Raw genomic sequence first — 16,609 nt, forward strand, 5'->3', positions numbered from 1 at the left:
GGCCAGGAGACGCCGTGAGAGGTGCTGCGAGGTGCTGGAAGCGAAAGGGTGGACTAGGCTGGCAGTGAGTCCCTCAAGGGGTACGGCATGCACGAGTTCGCCGAACGAGAGACGAGGCCGCTGCCACCGGCACTGACTTCCCAGAAGCCCGCAGCGGTGCCGCACGGGTCGCCCACGCCGGGTGAGGCACTGGAGCCATCCGTACGAACCGCAATGGAGACGCGGTTCGGCGTGGACTTCTCCCGCATCCGCGTGCACGCCGACGCCACGGCGTCCGAGTCCGCGCAGGCCATGTCGGCCAAGGCCTACACCTTCGGCCACCACATCGTGTTCGCTCGCGGTCAGTACGCGCCTGGCACCGCGGCTGGTCGCCGCCTTCTCGCTCATGAACTCGCGCACGCGGTCCAGCAGTCCCACGGAACGGGAGGACAGGCCCCGGGCTCCCCCGCTGACCCGGGTCTCGAGCGCGGCGCGGACGCCGCCGCGCGCGAGGCGGAGCTGCCCGGTGGTGCACCGGTGAAGGTCGCGGGAGCCGCCTCTCCAGGCGTGATGCGGCAGCCCGCCGCGAACAATCCGCTGCTGCTGCCTGCCGAAGTTGTCGAGATGCCTTGGGTGGGCAAAGGAGAGCGAAGGACATCCAGCCAGCTTGGCTATCTGCGCAACCGCCAGCTTTTCTGGCAGCGCTGGAGGGACCACTACGGCGCCGGCGGTGCCCTGAGCCCGAGCAACCTCGAGGCCATTGCGAAAGGGCGCTCGCCGATAGTCGACGACGTGTGGGTGAGCAGGTACCCGCAGCATGCGGCGTACAAGGGCCAAGTCCTGGAGCACCACCATGTCGGCCAAGGCCCGCTGGCGACTCCGGTGCCGCACGACCTCCACGCGGCGCACTCCGTGCTTCACCCGAAACAGCAGACGGTCGGCGCACCCAACCGCCCGACAAAGGCATTGGGGCCCCAGCCCGACCGGCCCAAGACCGGGGCCGACGTGGCTCGCCACACCGCTTCAGGAAAGATCCGGGGAGAGGGCATCACATCCACCACACCGCCCGAGGTAGCGAAGATCCCGCCCTCGTCACCGGCGGCCATCGTTCCCACCACCGAACAGCCCAAGGTGGAGCTTCCGCAAGCGCTCAAACAAGTGACGGAATCAGGGGCGACGCCCGGAGTCGAGGCTGTTCCCCGGACCGAGCCGGTGATACCGCTTCGAGCGCCGAAGGGCATCGCATCCGGAGTACGCGGCGGCGGCCTCACCCAGGCGGTAGAGGGCATCGCAGGGCCGATCATGGCGGTCGCATCCGTGGTGGACGTCATCCTGATGTACGAGAAAGGCGCATGGGAGACACCCGTTGGTACCTGGGTCATCGATGAGCGCAAATACTTCAAATACCTGATGCAGAAGTACTACCGTCTTGATGTCGACAAGCTCGAAGGGAAGATCATCGAAGAGAACGGTGAGAAGTTCATCATCATCGACGGACTGCCGCAGGAATGGGACGAAGTGAACAAGAAGGCCAGGCCCCTTCGACCGCGCTCACCGGCGGTGGACCCGGACAAACTGGCGTGAGGACGGGGCCACGCCTGCGCCAATCCCAAGCGCTGGAAAGGTGATTCCGTGCATGGAGTGCCCGTGTCCAAACCCATGGCCACCTCGGTGTCCGCATACCCCGAGGACGGAGAACCGTCCGGACTCCTGGCCTTTCGGCGGCTGGACGAGTTTCTGGGCCGCGCGGTCGAGTCAGCCCGCGACAGATACGGTCCCGAGGCATCGGCCGACACCTTCCGTGGCCTGTACGTCAGCGCCGAGCAGGCCGAGCGCTCCATGCAACGCCCGCCCGCTGAGCCGTTGCTGGCGGAACCACACTCCCGCACGGCCGGGCCGCAACCCGGGTGGGAGCACATCGCCGCCACGGAGCGCGGATGGTCGTGGCTGCGGACAGGCTATGGACTCGCGGACTTCGAACTGGACGTCGTCCTGCTCGCCCTCGCACCGGAGGTCGACCCCCGGTACGAGCGGCTGTACGCCTACCTCCAGGACGACGTCAACCGCAGGCACCCCACCGTCGGCCTCGCGCTGGACCTGCTGACAGTCACCGCGCGGGAACGGCTCGCCGCACGCCGGTACTTCGGCGCCGAGGCCCCGCTGCTCGGCCGGCGCGTGCTGAGCCTCGTACCGGATCCGCGCGCCGAAGCGGCGTCGGTCATCGGCCGGTTCCTCGTGCTGGACGAGCAGATCGTGGACGTCCTGCTCGATCAGGGCGGCCTCGACCGCAGGCTGGCGGCTTTCTGCGAGCTGGTGACGTCGCCACCGGCCCCCGTCGAGGACGAGGCGCTGTACCGGATGGTGTGCGACGCGTGGGGACGCGTACCGCTGCGGCTGTACTTCCAGGGCCCGCCGGGCTCGGGCGGACGGCGCACCGCCCAAGCCCTCGCCGCCGCGCTCGCCGTGCCCCTCCTGGCCGTCGACACCGAGGACATTCTTCACGACGACACCGTCCTGGAACTCGTCTTCCGCGAGGCGACCCTGCACGGTGCCCTGCTCCACCTCGACGACGTCGACCCTCCCTGCACACCGGCCCTGGCCGACCGGCTGGCCGCCTACGACGGCGTGGTGACCCTGGCCGGGAGCCGGCCCTGGGCGCCGACGACGCGTCGGCCGCTCGGCGTGGTCACCGTGCCGTGCGCGCCCGGGGACGCCACCCGGCGGCGCACGACCTGGCAACAGGCACTTGCGGCACACGGAGCCGAGGCCACCGCCGAGGACCTCGACGCGCTCGCCGTACGGTTCCGGCTAGGCCCCGTCCAGATCGAGGATGCGGTGCTGACCGCCCGCTCCGCCGCGCGACTGCACGCCGAGGGCGATCCGGAGACGGCCGCTCGCTCGCCTTCCCGCGCGCAACTGTTCGCCGCGGCCCGCGCCCAGACCGGGCACGAGCTGACCACGCTCGCGCGGCGCGTCGAGCCTTCCCGTTCCTGGGAGGACATCGTGCTGCCCGCAGAGTCGCTGGAACTGCTGCACGACCTGTGCGAGTGGGTCGCCCACCGCAGGCGGGTCATGCAGGAGTGGGGGTTCGATCGGCGCATGTCCCAGGGAAAGGGCGTCAGTGCGCTGTTCACCGGTCCACCCGGCACGGGCAAGACGATGGCCGCGGAGGTCGTGGCCCACGACATCGGCCTGGACCTCTTCAAGATCGACCTCTCGATGGTGGTCAGCAAGTACATCGGCGAGACCGAGAAGAACCTCGAACGGGTTTTCACCGCGGCTTCCGACACCGACGCCATCCTGTTCTTCGACGAGGCCGACGCCTTGTTCGGCAAGCGGTCCGACGTGCACGACGCGCACGACCGGTACGCCAACATCGAAGTCGCCTATCTGCTCCAACGCATGGAGGAGTACGACGGACTCGCGATCCTCGCCACGAACATGCGCCGGCATCTCGACGACGCGTTCACCCGCAGGCTCCGGTTCGTCGTGGAGTTCCCCTTCCCGGACGACGCCGAGCGCCGCCGTATTTGGGACGTCTGCATCCCGCCAGAGGCTCCCCGCGCTCCCGACGTGGACGTCGACCGGCTGGCTCGGGACTTCCGGCTGTCCGGCGGCAACATCCACAACATCGTTCTGCACGCCGCGTTCTTGGCGTCTGCTGGGGACGGCCGGATCGGCATGACGGAGCTGCTGCGGGCGACGCGGCGCGAATACCTGAAGATGGGCAAGGTCGAACCCATGCCCGGCCCCGGCCGCCAGGAGCCGGACTGATCAGTGGACGAGGACGAGTGATCCCTCTCGCGCCGGCCCCCCTGTGAGGTGAGTATGTTCCAGGACCTGGATGCCACACTCAAGGCGATGCTGTCCGACCCGGCCGCACCGTCGGAGGTCCGTGCCGCTGACGTCAGCTTCGACACGCCGGACAAGGAGTTCAATCCGTCGCAGACCACGGTGGATCTCTTCCTCCACGACGTCCAGGAGAACCGGGACCTGCGTGATCAGGTCCCACTGGTGGACAAGACCGATGGCGGCTTCGTTGTCCGGCACCGGCCGCTGCGCGTGGACTGCACCTACCTCGTCACCGTCTGGTCTACGCAGAGCGCGGGCCTTAAAGCCGCGGAGGAACACCGGTTGCTCGGGCTCGTCCTGCTGTGGCTGAGCCGCTTCGAGGTGGTCGAACCGCACTTCCTACGCGGCGACCTCACCATGCCGCCACAGCTCTACCCGCTTCCCCTCACCATGGCACAGATGAAGGAGGGCCAGGGCATGGGCCAGTTCTGGACCGCCCTCGGGGTGGCGCCCAGGCTCGCCTTCTCCCTCACCGTCACCATCGGACTCCAGCCGTTCGACGAGGCCGCGACCTTCCCGGCCCCCAAGACCATCGAGATCAGGCCCACTGTGTCGGACGAACCGGCCCTGTGCGGGCGGGTGCTGGACGCCACGCTGGCGCCGCTGCCCGGCACACCGGTCACCATCGTCGAGAACGGGGCGGCGGCGACCTCCGACAGCTTCGGCAGCTTCACTTTCCGGGAGCTGGCCTTCGGCTCGTACACCCTACTGGTCCGAGTCGCGGGCCACCCCGACCTGCGCAAGCCTGTGCAGTACACGGCCCAGTCCCAGATCCACGACGTCATCGTGCCCGCCGCATGAGTCGCGCCGGCGTTTTGCCTGCAGCGACGGTGCCGTGCTCGGCTCGGATGTCCACGTTGCCGCCGACGGCGTCTGGTCGTCGGTCGACTGCTGCGGTGGTCGATGCGACGTCGAGAAGGAAGATCATGGACCAATGTGGACGAGAAACAGCAACGTTGGAGTGCCTCCGCGCAAGTTGCAGGGGCTCACCGGGAAACATAGGCTGAAAGAGACTTGGTCCAATGAGTGACCGGACCGAATGAGGCGACCGAGATGGTCGAACGAACCCGGGCGCCGGGCCGGACGTCGGCGTTGAAGCAGGTGCAGCCCGAAGTCTCCCGGAGTCGCGGAACACCCTCGCGCAGATCCGCCGCAGACCCGGCGGAAGCCCGCTACCGGAACGACCGCCTGGCCAACAGCGCGGTCCTGCAGCTGTTGCGGAGCGAGGCAGGGGGGCGGCCACTGGATCCGGCGGTGCGCGCAGCCATGGAGTTGCGGCTGCGCGCCGATCTGTCCCGGGTGCGGGTGCACACCGGTCCCCGGGCGGCGGCGTCCGCCGACGCTCTTTCCGCCAGGGCCTTCACCATAGGGCAGGACATCGCGTTCGGCCCCGGCGAGTACCGCCCCGCCGATTCCGCCGGACGGTGCCTGCTCGCCCACGAGTTGATGCACACCGTCCAGCAGGCGCGGGGCGAGACGCCGGTCGGCATTGCCCGTCAGGAGAAGACGGGCGAAGGCCAGGCCGTAGGCCCTGTCGACGACTCGCTGGGTACCCTCGGCAATGCTGTCGTCGAAGTGATCAGCCACACGGCGGCGGGCGGTGGCATCCAGCAGCGGATGCTCAGCGCCGCCGTACGCGGATTCATCGCGGAGCTGGGGCGGCAGGTCAAGACCGAGGAAGCCGTCGCTCGGCTCAAGTCCAGCCTCAACGAGCTGCTGGTCCCGCAGAACTTGGCGCGGTTCGTCGGAGGCTACACGGCCGGGGCCGTCGCGGGCCTGGTGAGCCCCGTCACCGATCTCCTGGGCATCGGTCAACTCGCGGAGCAGCTCCCGCGGATCGCGGCCAACCTTCTGGGCCGTGCCTACCCGCAGGCTCGGCGGCTGGCCCAGGAGGCCACCGAACTCGCGGAAGCCATCGGTAAGTTCAGCCATGAAGCGCCGGGCAAGCTGATCGCTCTGCTCAAGGAACCCTCGAAGATCTACGAACTGATCGAACAGTGCGGACCCAAGGCGGTCGACGCGGCCGGTGGCGCCGGCCGACAGGCGGCACGGGGGATCGTCGGGTTCTTCAGGGCTAAGAAGGAGAAGAATGAGGCTCCGGAAAGCGTGCTCCACGCCCTGACATCGTTCACCCACGAGGAGATGAGCGGCGTGTCCAGCCTCCTGGCGTCCAAGGCCACCCGGCTGCGCAAGGCCGTGATCAGTACTCCTTGGGCGGACTTCGGTTACACGGTCGGCCACGCGGTCGGTGCTGTGGTGAGCAATCTGCTGCTGTTCATCTTCAGCGAGGGCATCGGGAATGCCGTCTCGAAGATCGCGGCCGGCCTGGGCGAGGTCGCCCCGCTCCTGGCGGGAAAACTGGCCAAGGCGGGTGAGGCCATCACCGCCCTGGAACACGCCATCGGGGCAATGATCGGGGCGGCCACCAAGCTGGTCAAGCCGCTCGAAGAGATCCTCGGCCCGCTCATGCGGCTGATGGAACGGCTCCGTGGCTTCCTGCGCCGTCTGCTGGGGCTCGCCGAGACGGAGGCCGCCGAACTCGCGGCGCGCGGCGCGACCGTCGTGACGGAACGGGCGAGCGGGAAGACCGCCGCTGCGGCGACGCCGGCCAAGAGGCCGCTGCCCGCCTTCCCGAAGGCTGCCGCCAAGGCTCCACCCGCGCCACCGAAAACCACCGCTGGGACGGCGGCGGTGGCAGAGTCGTCCGCCACAGGGACGGCCTCGACCACGGCTTCGACAGCTGGGACCTCGGCCGAAGCGGCCACCGCGACGGCCAAGGAGGCCGAGACGACCGTCGAGCGTGTCCCGACGCCGGTCACGTCCGCCGAGACGGCGACAACGACTGCCCCCGCGGTCGAGCGGGCAGCCACGCCAACCGGTACGGGCGCTGCCGAAGGTTCCGGCCGGCTGGTCCATATTCGTCCTCCCGAGGGCAGTCCCCGTCTCCCGGTCTCGGCCAAGACGCGGCAGCAGCAGGCCGCGCTGGCCGGACGTGAACCCTCGGTCAGCCCCTTGCGGCCCCCGAAGGCGAAGCCGCCGCCCACGACCGCCCCTGCCGTCCAGCCCGTCCCGCAGGCGGAGGCTGTCGAGGAACTGGTCGAGGAGACGGCCGTCACCAAGGCCACCGGCACCGAAAACCTGACGGCCGGCGAGGTGTCCGGGGCGGCCCCGGGTCCCACCACCGCCATGACGTCCGGCCGGGGGAACGGTCGCGGCGTCAAGGCCCCGCCCACCACACCCAAAACCACCACCCGCGAGCCCGGGGGAACCGTCACACCGATCCGCCGGGAGCAGCCGCCGAAGGCCCCGGTCGCGTCGGAAGCGCAGGAAGTCGCTACGCATACCAGCACCGCGCGGACGGCCCCGGCGAAAACTACACCCGCGCAAGCGCAAGCCGAGGTGGTGCAGGCTGGGGAACGCGTCGAAGCGCAGCCCCACAGCGGGGCACCACCGAGGGTGAAGGCGAGCGTCCTGCCACAATATTCGTCGAGGTCGACGTTCATGGAGGCCATGCGTAAACGGCTGTTGGCCCAACGGGTTTCGGGAAAGCCGTCACCGCTCGACTTCCTCCTCGACCCGGCCGGTCTGTGGCGCAAGGGCTCGTTCGTCACCCGCTCCGGCCGAACGATGCGAGGCCGCTACGCACTATCCGATCCCGACCAGGCGATCGTCCAGGCCGGGCACATGCAGTCGGACTGGTACGCCAAAGCAACATCGAGACGGGACTACCTGATGCTCGAGGACGCGGACCTGAACTGGATGACCGGATCCGCCGAGGCGGGTGGGTCGGTGACCAGCAAGCCAGCGGTGCTCATCGACGGCGTTCCGGTAGACATTCCCACCGCCCGGCTGTGGGAGTCCCACGGCGCCCTGCCGCCGGGTACGGTCTCGGGCTCGCCCATCGTCGACGCTCCCGACTTCTAACATCGGGCCGCCCGTGGGGCCCCGGCTGGGGCGGGCGGATGAGCCACGCCGCGGGCTGTGCTGGTGTCCGGAGGGCCCTCAGGTCGTGCCAGGCCGATTCGGCGTACCAGGACCAGGTATGAGTGCGGGCCGCCTGATCTGCTCCACGAGGTACAGCAGCAGGTCCGGGGCTGCGGCCCAACTGCCACCTGGCGGGTTGGGGGCGGAGGGGCTGGAGAGCCTGCTCCAGCCGTGCCGGTATCAGTCCGTCTTCGGTCTGCACGCTGTTCACCTGGACTGGTCCGAGAGTGCCGTAGGCGCTACGTCCGCTGCCCGCACCCACGAGGTGGTGTCGGTCACGCCCTGCGGTCTTCGTGGCACTGCAGCTCTCCTGGCCCTGCGCGGTGTTCTGGATGGGCTGGTAGGCACTCAGGGCCTGCTGCTGCGCCAACTTGTCCCCCGGACGTGATCGGCGTCGGTGGTGGGGGGCTTGGGCGGTCGCGTCCGGCCCCCAGGGGTGTAGCCGGTGGACTCAGCTGTCCACCACTGCACCAGACAGTCAGGCGTGGCCGCCCGCCGGCTCCGATCTCCCCGGACGCGGGTCCGTCGCACCGTGCCTGGCTCGAACCTGTCCGCAGTGTCCTGTTCGCGAGCGGCCTGACCCTCGACGTTCTCGAGGAGCGCTCCGGCTACTCCAAGACGCACATCAGGCGGATCGTGACGCTGAACGGGCACTCAGCCGTTTCCAGTGCTCCCGGGGCATCGTGCAGTGCACCGCAGACATTCGCCCAGGGCCACGCTCCCGGTACTCGGTGAATATCGATGACCCCGTGGCATGCATCGCCTCTGCGATGCGGTACGTCCGTAGCCGGTACGGCGTCGCCATCGACGGTTCCAATCTCGCCAAGAAGGTCCAGCAGTTCGACCCCAGCCGGCATCCCCACTGGTAGTGAAGGCGAAGCCGGACACGTACGACGAGCGGCGCCTGGTTTCGGTCGGGGGGAGGGGGCAGGTGCCGCCGAAGGGGTCCGGTGTGATCCCGGATCCATGCCACCGTACGACGTTGTACGGGGCCCTCGGGGACGGATCACACGGTCAGTGCGCGATCCGTCGGCTTGATGGGAGCCCGCAGGGCTGATGAACAGCGGGTCGCCGACGGGCTCCCCGCACGCGTCGTAAAGGAACGCTGTCCCGCCGGTATGCGCGGCAGGGACGTGGCCAGCCGAAGGGACGCGGTCGCCGACGGACAGGTGCGGCCGGTTGCGGACGTCCGCCGCGGGTGTGGCGGCGCCCACGAGCACGGCGTAGCTCATACCGATGTCGCCGCCTGTCCCGCATGCCCGGCTTACGACCTGGCTTCACGCCGCACTTCGGATGTGGTTCCATGGCCGCCCTCGACGGCGACAGGCTGGCCTACCTGGCCGTGAGTGAATGGGAGGACGACAAGGGCCGGTTCCGGGAGATCGGCGTCATCGATCACGGGCCTGGCGCCGCCGAACTCGCCGATCAGGTCGCGACCGAGATCGGTGACTGGGAGCGCGGGTGGGGCAACAGCGCTCTCGCCCCAGCTTCCGCAGACTCTCGGCGAGGACCGGGAGCAGTTGACGGCCGTCGACCGCGCTTCGTCATCGCCAAGACCTGCAGCCGTCTCGTCATCGACTGGCCGGGCAGGAGCTGATCCGTGATCCCCGCGACAGCGAGCCGCATCCCTCTCGTCCGCCGCCCCAAGGGGCCTGCGTTACCACTGAACGAACGCCTCACCGAGCTGACCGTCGCACCTGCCGGCGCGGGCCACCACGACCTCGTGGCCCCGCGTGCCCACCCCCGCTCGTCACCGCTGCGCGAAGTGTTTCTCGAGCCAGCTGAGCAAGGCCGCGAACTCCGGGGTCATGGTGGTGTCGGACTGAGTGAGGACGGTCGTCTGGCCGTCGTTCTCCACCGTGATCGTGTAGCTCATGGTGTCCCGGGCCCGGCCCGGCGGCCGTTCCTTTTGGGCCGCCGGGCCGGCCGCCGCCACCAGCTCGGCCAGCTCCATCGCGGTGTTCGGGGGGAGGGTGTCAGTGTCCAGTACCTTGGGTGGGAGACGGAGCCGGATCGCGGCCGCCTGCCCGCCGTGTGTCGCCAGGGTCACCTTCATTGTCCACAACCTTCGGCCGACCGGAACGGCGAGAGGCGCCGCCCGGTCGGCCGGGATCGTCCGGTCGGCCGGACCCCCGGGCGCTCGCCGACGGTCACCTGCCCTTGAGCGCGGCCACGTCCTTGGTCAGCCCCGTCACCTGGGCGGCCAGTGCCCCGATCTGCTTGGTCAAGGAGGCCATGCCGTCCTCCCGGCCCACACCACCGTCGCGGCCGGCCGCGAGGCTGCGCGCCCGGGCGACCCCGGCCGGAACCCCGCTGATCTGGATGCCCACTTCCTGCCAGGCGGCCAGCACGGCCAGTTGTTCGGTGCTGCCAGCCCCGTACAGCTCCTCGGCCTTCTGGTAGGTGGTGTCCGCGAAGTCCTGGAACTGAGTCTCCATGCTGGACGCCTTGAGCGACTCGTACCAGATGAGTCCCGGAGCCTCCCACGCGAATCCGCCGATTCCCACCGCCGTCTGGTAGAACGCCTTGTTCGGAATGCCCGAATTGATGTGCACCCCGCCGAAGTCCCCGGGCTCGGTGTCCGGGAGGCTGACGAATTTGCTCATGTGGTCGGGCTGGGGGTCCTTGCCGAACAGGGCGTTGTCGTATGCCTGCCCCGGGGCCTTCATCGAGCGCAGGGCGTCGGCATCGATCCCCGGGGTGAAGATCTCAGGCCCGATCAGCCAGTCGGCCTCGTCGACCGTCTGCTTCATCGACCACTGTTTGACCAGCGAGCCGAAGACATCCGAGATGGACTCGTTCAGGGCTCCGGATTGGTTGTGATACGCGAGTCCCGCGGTGTTCTCGGTGACTCCGTGCGTCACTTCGTGGCCGATGACGTCGCGGGATCCGGTGAAGTCGGTGAATATCTTTCCGTCACCGTCGCCGAAGACCATCTGCTGGCCGTCCCAGAACGCGTTGTTGAAATGCGTGTTGAAGTGGACGTACCCGTCCAGGCGCATGCCTCGGTCGTCGACCGAATTGCGATGGAACACCTCGTGGTAGAAGTCGCGCGTCGCGCCGAGTCCGTCGAACGCCTGGTTGACGGACTCGGCCCCGGAGGCCGGTCCGTCCTCCGACCGGGCCAGCTCGGCGAGGGGCAGAGACCTGCCGTGCTGGCAGTCGAAGACGGTCCGCCGGCCGTTGCCGGGGGTGGCGGCGCCGGCGAAGGTCGCCCGGACCGCTCGCTCGCCCCGCAGGGAGGCGGTCGTCAGCATGGTGGCCAAGGAGGCCCGCTGCACCTCGCTGTCGTCACTTCTCAGGAGCTTTTCGAGAAGGTGCGGGGGGATGATGCAATTGATGCGACAGTTCCTGGTCATGGGATACCTCGCGTGCAAGAGAAGCGGTGTTAACGCCTTGCTCGTCTGGTGTTCTCACGTGGATCGTTCTTCGTGGTTCAGGACATCCGTGCCCCTCTCGACCGCCATGGCCACTGCGGGGGCGAACGAATTGCCGGGTTCGCCTTCGCCCGTTGCCGACACCGTGGGCGGCGCACCAATGGCGTTGATCACTGAGAGGGGCAGTGTCGCTGTGACCGAACGGTCACGTCCGATACGCTCGACGGTACCTGCGTGGAGGAGGTGCGAACGTGTCCACTTCGAGTATCCGCTCGAAGTCGTCGACGTGCACCCCGAGCGCGGTTCCCTTTCCCGCGTCCAGGTGCGCGCCGCCGACGACGGCAAGCTGGGGGCGTTGTCGGGTCGGAGGGCCTACTGTCCCGTTCGCAAACTCGTCGCAGCTGGTCAGGCTGGATAGCCGTACTCGTTGATGACACCGCCGAGTACTCGGGTGCGGAGGAGTCGGCGCGTGGTCAGGTCGGTCGCGGCCGCAGGGTGTGTCTGGGAGAGGGAGCAAGCTGTCCCTGAGGCTCCCCCTTGATCTGGGACAGCGGATGGTTACGCTGCGGGCGGGGGCGGGGCGAGGTCTTGCGTCGTCAGCGCCCTGGTCTTGGCCGGGGTGACGTACCCGTACCGGGTGCTTGGGCAGGCGGGTGCGGTTGTATTCGGCATCGATGAAGCGGAGCCCACCGGCGCGAACAGCCTTGTGGGATTCCCAGACGGTGGTCCCGATCTCCGCTTTCAGTAGTCCGAAAAAGCTTTCGGCGGCCGCGTTATCGTAATACGAGCCGGTTCTTCCCATGCTCTGTCTCAGTGCCAACTCCCTTATATTCTTGCGGTATTCGTGTGAGGCGTACTCCCAGGGGCCCGTCGTTCTCGCACGTGCACCTGACGGTCGACGGCAAAAGGCTGCGCGGCAGCCGCGCAGCCGGTGCCGATGGCGTCCACCTGATCGCTGCCCTTCACGCCGACGGCACCATCGCCGCCCAACGCCAAGTCTCCGCCGACAGCAACGAGATCACCGTCGTCGCCCCGTTGCTGGGACACCCTCGGCCTCACCGACGCCGTCATCACCACTGAGGCCCCCCACCTGCAGCACGACCACGCGCACTACCTGCACCAGCGCGGCGCCCACGACCTGATCGTCGCGAAGGGCAACCAGCCGACCCTCCACAAGGCGCTGACCATACGGCCCTGGAACAAGGTGCCAGTCACCCACAGCGAACGCGACCGGGCTCGCCACGGCCGGGACGAGACCCGCACCCTCAAGGTCGTCCAGGTCCGCGGCCCCAGCCTGCCCTTCCCCCATGCCCGGCGGCCGCTGCGCATCCGCCGCAACGGCCTGCACGTCCTCGCGCTGACCGACGAGCGGGGCCGTCTGGTGTGGATATCGGCTGCCCGGCCGGGCCGCACCCACGACAGCACCGCCGCCCGCCGCGACCGCGCCCTGGCCCACCTGCGTGCTGCCGCCCTCGGCTCCCTGGCCGACTTGGGCTTCCTCGGCCTGGACGACGACGGGGACGATCCCGTGGTCGTCACCGGCTTCAAGGCCACCCGCGCCCGCAGGCTCGCATCCGCCGAGAAGGAGGCCAACCGGGTCCTGGCCGCCGGACGCGTTCCCGTCGAACGCGGCTTTGCCCCCTGAAGAACTGGCGGATCCTCACCAGGCTCCGTACTGACCCCGGCCCGCGCCACCCACATGTTTCGCGCGCTGCTCGTCCTGACGGACATCGAGGCCACTACCGACACTTGATCTCTACCGCAGGCAGTGCACGATCAGCACATGCCCCAGGAACAGCGTCACCGGGCCGGGATCGGCTGAGTCAGGTTCACCGGGTTGCCGTCGGGGTCCTGAATGTGGGCGACGCGCTGTCCCCACGGCATGTCGTTGGGGCCGCTGCGGACCGAGCCGCCCAGTGCCTCCACCCGGCCGAGCGTCTCGTCGACGTCGTCGACACCGATGCTGAGCTGGATGCGCGATCGGCAGGCGGCTTTGAGATTCCTTGTGGTCGATTGCCTGGGCCCCGGAAGACCGAGCCTGTCACGCGCGCGGGGAGGCCGCACACGTCATCGGCGAGCAGGATGGCGGCTCCCGACACACCCCCACGAGTGTGGGGAAAGCAGCGAGCATCGCCGGGCGCAGCGGGAGGGGTGGGCAGACCCCCACGCGCGTGGGAGAATCTGAAGGGTGTGCTGCTGGCCTGGGCGTTCGTTCAGCGCGTAGCCGACCCGCTTTGGCCCTGGCCGTCGTTGGCCGGGGCCGTCGGCCGGGGCACGGCGCGAGCCATCCACCCGTCGGTCCGTACCTGGACGGGCAGCATTAACGGCACGAGGTCCAACTGCAGGAGTTGCTCCAGGCCCTGGACGCACTCTTCCCGGGTGTCGGCCGGTACTGCGAAGCGGATCGCGATGAGCCCAGTGTGGCGGGCGGGTTGGGTGGCAGTTACCGGTTCGAGCGGGTTCGGGTCACGGATCAGTGACGACGCCTTCACGCTACCTCCACACGGGCGCATGATGCGTGCACGCACCAGCGATCCCTGGGGGGACCATGAGCAACACCACGCCCGCACCACCGCGCATGCCCGGATTCCCGCCACCACTCCCGGAGCCGGCCCCGAAGAAGTCCCGCACCAACCTCGTCATCATCGGCTCGGCCGCCGCCGTCATCGCCGCTGTAGTGGCCACGGGTGTCGCAGTTGTGCAGTCCAGAGGCGACGACAGCAAGGCCTCAGCCGTCAAGTCGAGCGCACCGAGCAAGAGAGCGGCAACGCCCGCAGCGGAGCCGGACCCCACACCGACGTACACAGACATCGACGCCTACAGCTTCACGATCAAGCTTCACACCACCAAGCGGCAGTGCTTCGGCTCAGCGGGCTGCAACATGACGGTCGAACCGAGCCTGACCTACCTGGGCGACACCCAGGACATCGACCCGAACGCCGTGTACGAGATCACCTATGAGATCCACGGCGACGAGTCCGGGCCTGTCATCGAGACGGCCGAGCTGTCGGACCGGACGACCCTCAACTACACGCCTTCTATGATCAGCACCGCTTCGGCGAGCACGAAGGTGTCCGTGGAGATCACGGACGTCGCGGCACAGGGGAGTTGAGGCCTTCGTGTGGCAGGCCCCGATCCGACGCCTGGGCGGGGTCGTCGTCATGCGGTGGAATAAGGGCTGTCCCGGAATGCGGTGCCAGGCTGTCACGCCCCTGCTCCCCAGGGTGGGGGCGTCAGCTGTTGACCTTGGCGCTTGCGTTCGACGCCCGCCCCGTGAAGAGTTTCATCCGGCGGACGCCCCTTCGGGGCGATGTCGTTCGAGCTGGGGCAGGGGCAGAGGGATGTGCGTAGTGGATGCGGCGGCCAAGGAGGCTGCCGTCGCTCGGTTCCTCCGCGAGTATCCGCAGATAGAGCAAGCTGACTGCGACCACCCCGCGCTACTGGGCTGCACCGATGTCGCTTGGTCGCAGATTCCCGGGTGTCCTGCCGGGATCCCGGTCCTGCTCCGTGGGCTCCTCGATCCGATAGCCGGCCCCAAGGCCCTGCGTGTGCTGGGCAACGTCTTGATGAACAGCGTCTTTCACGTGAGCACAGCGATGCCAGCCGCCCTGCCCTTCCTCATCCGCCTGGCAGCCCTCCCTGACATCGCGGTGCGCTCCGGCCTGGTCGACCTCTTGGTCGTTGCCGCGGAGCTGTCTCAACCCGTCGACGCGGACAACGAACGCCAGGTCGTGCCGCTCGGCAACGACTGCGATCACCCGGAACGCGAATGGTGCAGGGCCGCCTTCGCCGCACACGCTTCTGCGCTGCGCGCGTTGTTGGAGGACGAGACTCGTCCGGACGGACTGATCAGCGCCGACGACCACGAGTGCCTGCTCAAGGCTGTTGAACCGCAGAGGCACCTCTCCTCCTAACTACCGTCAGGCCAGCACGGGTACGCGGCGTGAAAAGATCTTGTGGTGTCTGGTGTGATCACAGCGCCGAACCCTTCCTGGATAGCCCCCTTCACCGGGCTGAGCCCATGTCAGTTCCGCAAGTTGATCACCGCGTTGCGCCGCGAAGGAGCGGATCCTGTTCGTAGAGGACGACCGTGGAGCCTGCCGTTGGAGGACCGGGTTTTGCTGGTCGCCGCGTACTGGCGGACGAACCTGACCTTGCGGCAGCTTGCCCCGCTGTTCGGAGTCTCGAAGTCGGCCGCCGACCGCATCATTGGCCATCTCGGGCCCTCGCTCGCGCTCCATCAACGCAAGCGGTTCCGCAAGAGCACCGTGCTGATCGCGGACGGAACCCTGGTCCCCACGCATGACCACACCATCGCTGAGCAGTCCAAGAACTACAGGTACTCCACCAACCACCAGGTCGTCATCGACGCGGACACCCGGCTCGTCGTCGTGATCGGCCGACCAGTCGCCGGCAACCGCAATGACTGCAAGGCATGGGAGCTGTCCGGCGCGAAGGGCGCTGTTGGAAGGGCGACGGTGATCGCGGACGGCGGCTACCGGGGTACCGGCCTGGTCATCCCTCATCGCCGCGAGAAAGGCCGGGCTGAACTGCTGGCCTGGAAAGAGGAGCACAACGCCTCCCATCGCAAGGTCCGCGCCCGCGTCGAGCACACCTTCGCCCGCATGAAGAGCTGGAAGATCCTCCGCGACTGCCGCCTGAAAGGCGACGGCGTCCACCACGCCATGCTCGGCATCGCCCGCCTGCACAACCTCACCCTCGCCGGGTGAGCACACGCCGCACATCAGGCGAACGCGTCCAGGTCGGCACAGAGATCATTTGCGGGACAGCCCTTAGGCGCCGCGCGCGGGTAGGGCCGTTGTCTCGCACTCCATGCACATGAAAGCGGCTGGCGGGGCGCCGTGGCAGGTCTCGCATTCGGCGGGCGGCTCCAGCAACTCGCCGGAGGTGAGCCCGAGAATTGCTGCGAACGCGACGAGATCGTCGACGTCGACGTGGCGTTCCCCGGCTTCGATCCAGCCCAGTTCGACTGTGGGGGTGGCGCGGCCTACGTGCACGAGGCGTTCCTCGACTTCTCTGTACGACCATCGGCGCTTGTCGGGAAGGCGCATGATGTTGCGCCGCACGTTGCCCGGCCGGACCGAGTGCGCCGCTCAGCCCCCTCACGTGGTGGGCTCCTCGTCCGGGCGCACCGGGCCCGCGTCGTCGTTCTGCTCGCCCGTGACCGTCCCCCGCTGGTACCCGGCACTCAGCGCGGAGCGTGGGGCCGTCTCGCCCTCCTCTTCGGTGAACGGTCCGGGCCAACCTTGTTGCTCGCTCATGCGGTCTTCTCCTCGCTGCTCGCCGGGCGCGGGCGAAGCACAGCCTGCCAGCCGCCTCTGCATGACCGAAGCCCCTGCTGAGAGCGCGGAGGTGTCCAGTGCGCGATAGGACTCGTTCGTGTCACAGATCGCCCA

15 protein-coding genes and 1 pseudogene are annotated in these 16,609 nt (G+C 68.5%); 11 read left to right on the plus strand and 5 right to left on the minus strand.

Annotated elements, in window-relative coordinates:
• The first annotated feature begins 87 nt into the window (after positions 1–87).
• The 5 genes from AB0L59_RS26485 (at position 88) to AB0L59_RS26505 (ending at position 9,412) form a co-directional block, all read left to right on the plus strand.
• On the plus strand, positions 88–1,563 hold the full coding sequence (locus AB0L59_RS26485; RefSeq protein ID WP_365588184.1) for a DUF4157 domain-containing protein: 1,476 nt from the start codon (positions 88–90) through the stop codon (positions 1,561–1,563).
• A 63-nt stretch (positions 1,564–1,626) separates the two neighbouring features.
• The gene (locus AB0L59_RS26490; protein ID WP_365588187.1) at positions 1,627–3,753 is read left to right on the plus strand and encodes an ATP-binding protein; all 2,127 of its coding nucleotides are present in this window, start codon (positions 1,627–1,629) and stop codon (positions 3,751–3,753) included.
• Between the two features lie 54 nt (positions 3,754–3,807).
• Positions 3,808–4,632 carry a Pvc16 family protein gene (locus AB0L59_RS26495; protein ID WP_365588190.1) on the plus strand — a complete coding sequence of 275 codons (825 nt, stop codon included), beginning with the start codon at positions 3,808–3,810 and terminating at the stop codon, positions 4,630–4,632.
• Positions 4,633–4,884: 252 nt separating this feature from the next.
• A complete protein-coding gene (locus tag AB0L59_RS26500) occupies positions 4,885–7,755 on the plus strand; it encodes a polymorphic toxin type 5 domain-containing protein (RefSeq protein ID WP_365588193.1) in 2,871 nt (956 codons plus the stop codon).
• Between the two features lie 1,363 nt (positions 7,756–9,118).
• Positions 9,119–9,412, plus strand: coding sequence for a hypothetical protein (locus AB0L59_RS26505; protein ID WP_365588196.1), 294 nt, complete (start codon positions 9,119–9,121; stop codon positions 9,410–9,412).
• A gap of 153 nt (positions 9,413–9,565) precedes the next feature.
• Here AB0L59_RS26505 and AB0L59_RS26510 read toward each other — a convergent pair whose 3' ends face one another.
• A complete protein-coding gene (locus tag AB0L59_RS26510) occupies positions 9,566–9,871 on the minus strand; it encodes a protealysin inhibitor emfourin (protein ID WP_365588198.1) in 306 nt (101 codons plus the stop codon).
• A gap of 94 nt (positions 9,872–9,965) precedes the next feature.
• The gene (locus tag AB0L59_RS26515; protein WP_365588393.1) at positions 9,966–11,072 is read right to left on the minus strand and encodes a M4 family metallopeptidase; all 1,107 of its coding nucleotides are present in this window, start codon (positions 11,070–11,072) and stop codon (positions 9,966–9,968) included.
• Between AB0L59_RS26515 and AB0L59_RS26520 the strand changes: the two genes are divergently transcribed.
• The 3 genes from AB0L59_RS26520 to AB0L59_RS26530 all read left to right on the plus strand — a co-directional run bounded on the left by AB0L59_RS26520 (position 11,071) and on the right by AB0L59_RS26530 (position 12,837).
• Positions 11,071–11,610 (plus strand): hypothetical protein, encoded by a 540-nt coding sequence (locus AB0L59_RS26520; RefSeq protein WP_365588201.1) that lies wholly within the window; start codon positions 11,071–11,073, stop codon positions 11,608–11,610. The two genes, AB0L59_RS26515 and AB0L59_RS26520, sit on opposite strands and share 2 nt — an antisense overlap.
• Before the next feature lie 464 nt (positions 11,611–12,074).
• A complete protein-coding gene (locus tag AB0L59_RS26525) occupies positions 12,075–12,272 on the plus strand; it encodes a hypothetical protein (protein ID WP_365588204.1) in 198 nt (65 codons plus the stop codon).
• 124 nt (positions 12,273–12,396) lie between these two features.
• Entirely contained in the window at positions 12,397–12,837 is a 441-nt protein-coding gene (locus AB0L59_RS26530) for a transposase family protein (protein ID WP_365588206.1), read from the plus strand.
• 155 nt (positions 12,838–12,992) lie between these two features.
• On the opposite strand, the pseudogene AB0L59_RS26535 reads toward AB0L59_RS26530, so the two are convergent.
• A pseudogene (locus AB0L59_RS26535) lies at positions 12,993–13,169 on the minus strand (VOC family protein); the annotation flags it as partial.
• Between the two features lie 571 nt (positions 13,170–13,740).
• On the opposite strand from AB0L59_RS26535, the gene AB0L59_RS26540 reads away from it, so the two are divergent.
• The 3 genes from AB0L59_RS26540 (at position 13,741) to AB0L59_RS26550 (ending at position 15,922) form a co-directional block, all read left to right on the plus strand.
• Positions 13,741–14,304, plus strand: coding sequence for a hypothetical protein (locus AB0L59_RS26540; RefSeq protein ID WP_365588209.1), 564 nt, complete (start codon positions 13,741–13,743; stop codon positions 14,302–14,304).
• 238 nt (positions 14,305–14,542) lie between these two features.
• On the plus strand, positions 14,543–15,106 hold the full coding sequence (locus tag AB0L59_RS26545; RefSeq protein WP_365588211.1) for a hypothetical protein: 564 nt from the start codon (positions 14,543–14,545) through the stop codon (positions 15,104–15,106).
• A 45-nt stretch (positions 15,107–15,151) separates the two neighbouring features.
• Entirely contained in the window at positions 15,152–15,922 is a 771-nt protein-coding gene (locus AB0L59_RS26550) for a transposase (protein WP_365588213.1), read from the plus strand.
• Between the two features lie 63 nt (positions 15,923–15,985).
• Here AB0L59_RS26550 and AB0L59_RS26555 read toward each other — a convergent pair whose 3' ends face one another.
• On the minus strand, positions 15,986–16,279 hold the full coding sequence (locus AB0L59_RS26555; RefSeq protein ID WP_365588215.1) for a helix-turn-helix transcriptional regulator: 294 nt from the start codon (positions 16,277–16,279) through the stop codon (positions 15,986–15,988).
• A gap of 36 nt (positions 16,280–16,315) precedes the next feature.
• The gene (locus tag AB0L59_RS26560) at positions 16,316–16,474 is read right to left on the minus strand and encodes a hypothetical protein (RefSeq protein ID WP_365588217.1); all 159 of its coding nucleotides are present in this window, start codon (positions 16,472–16,474) and stop codon (positions 16,316–16,318) included.
• Positions 16,475–16,609 lie beyond the last annotated feature (135 nt).

This window comes from Streptomyces sp. NPDC052109, assembly GCF_040680195.1.
Lineage (GTDB): Bacteria > Actinomycetota > Actinomycetes > Streptomycetales > Streptomycetaceae > Streptomyces.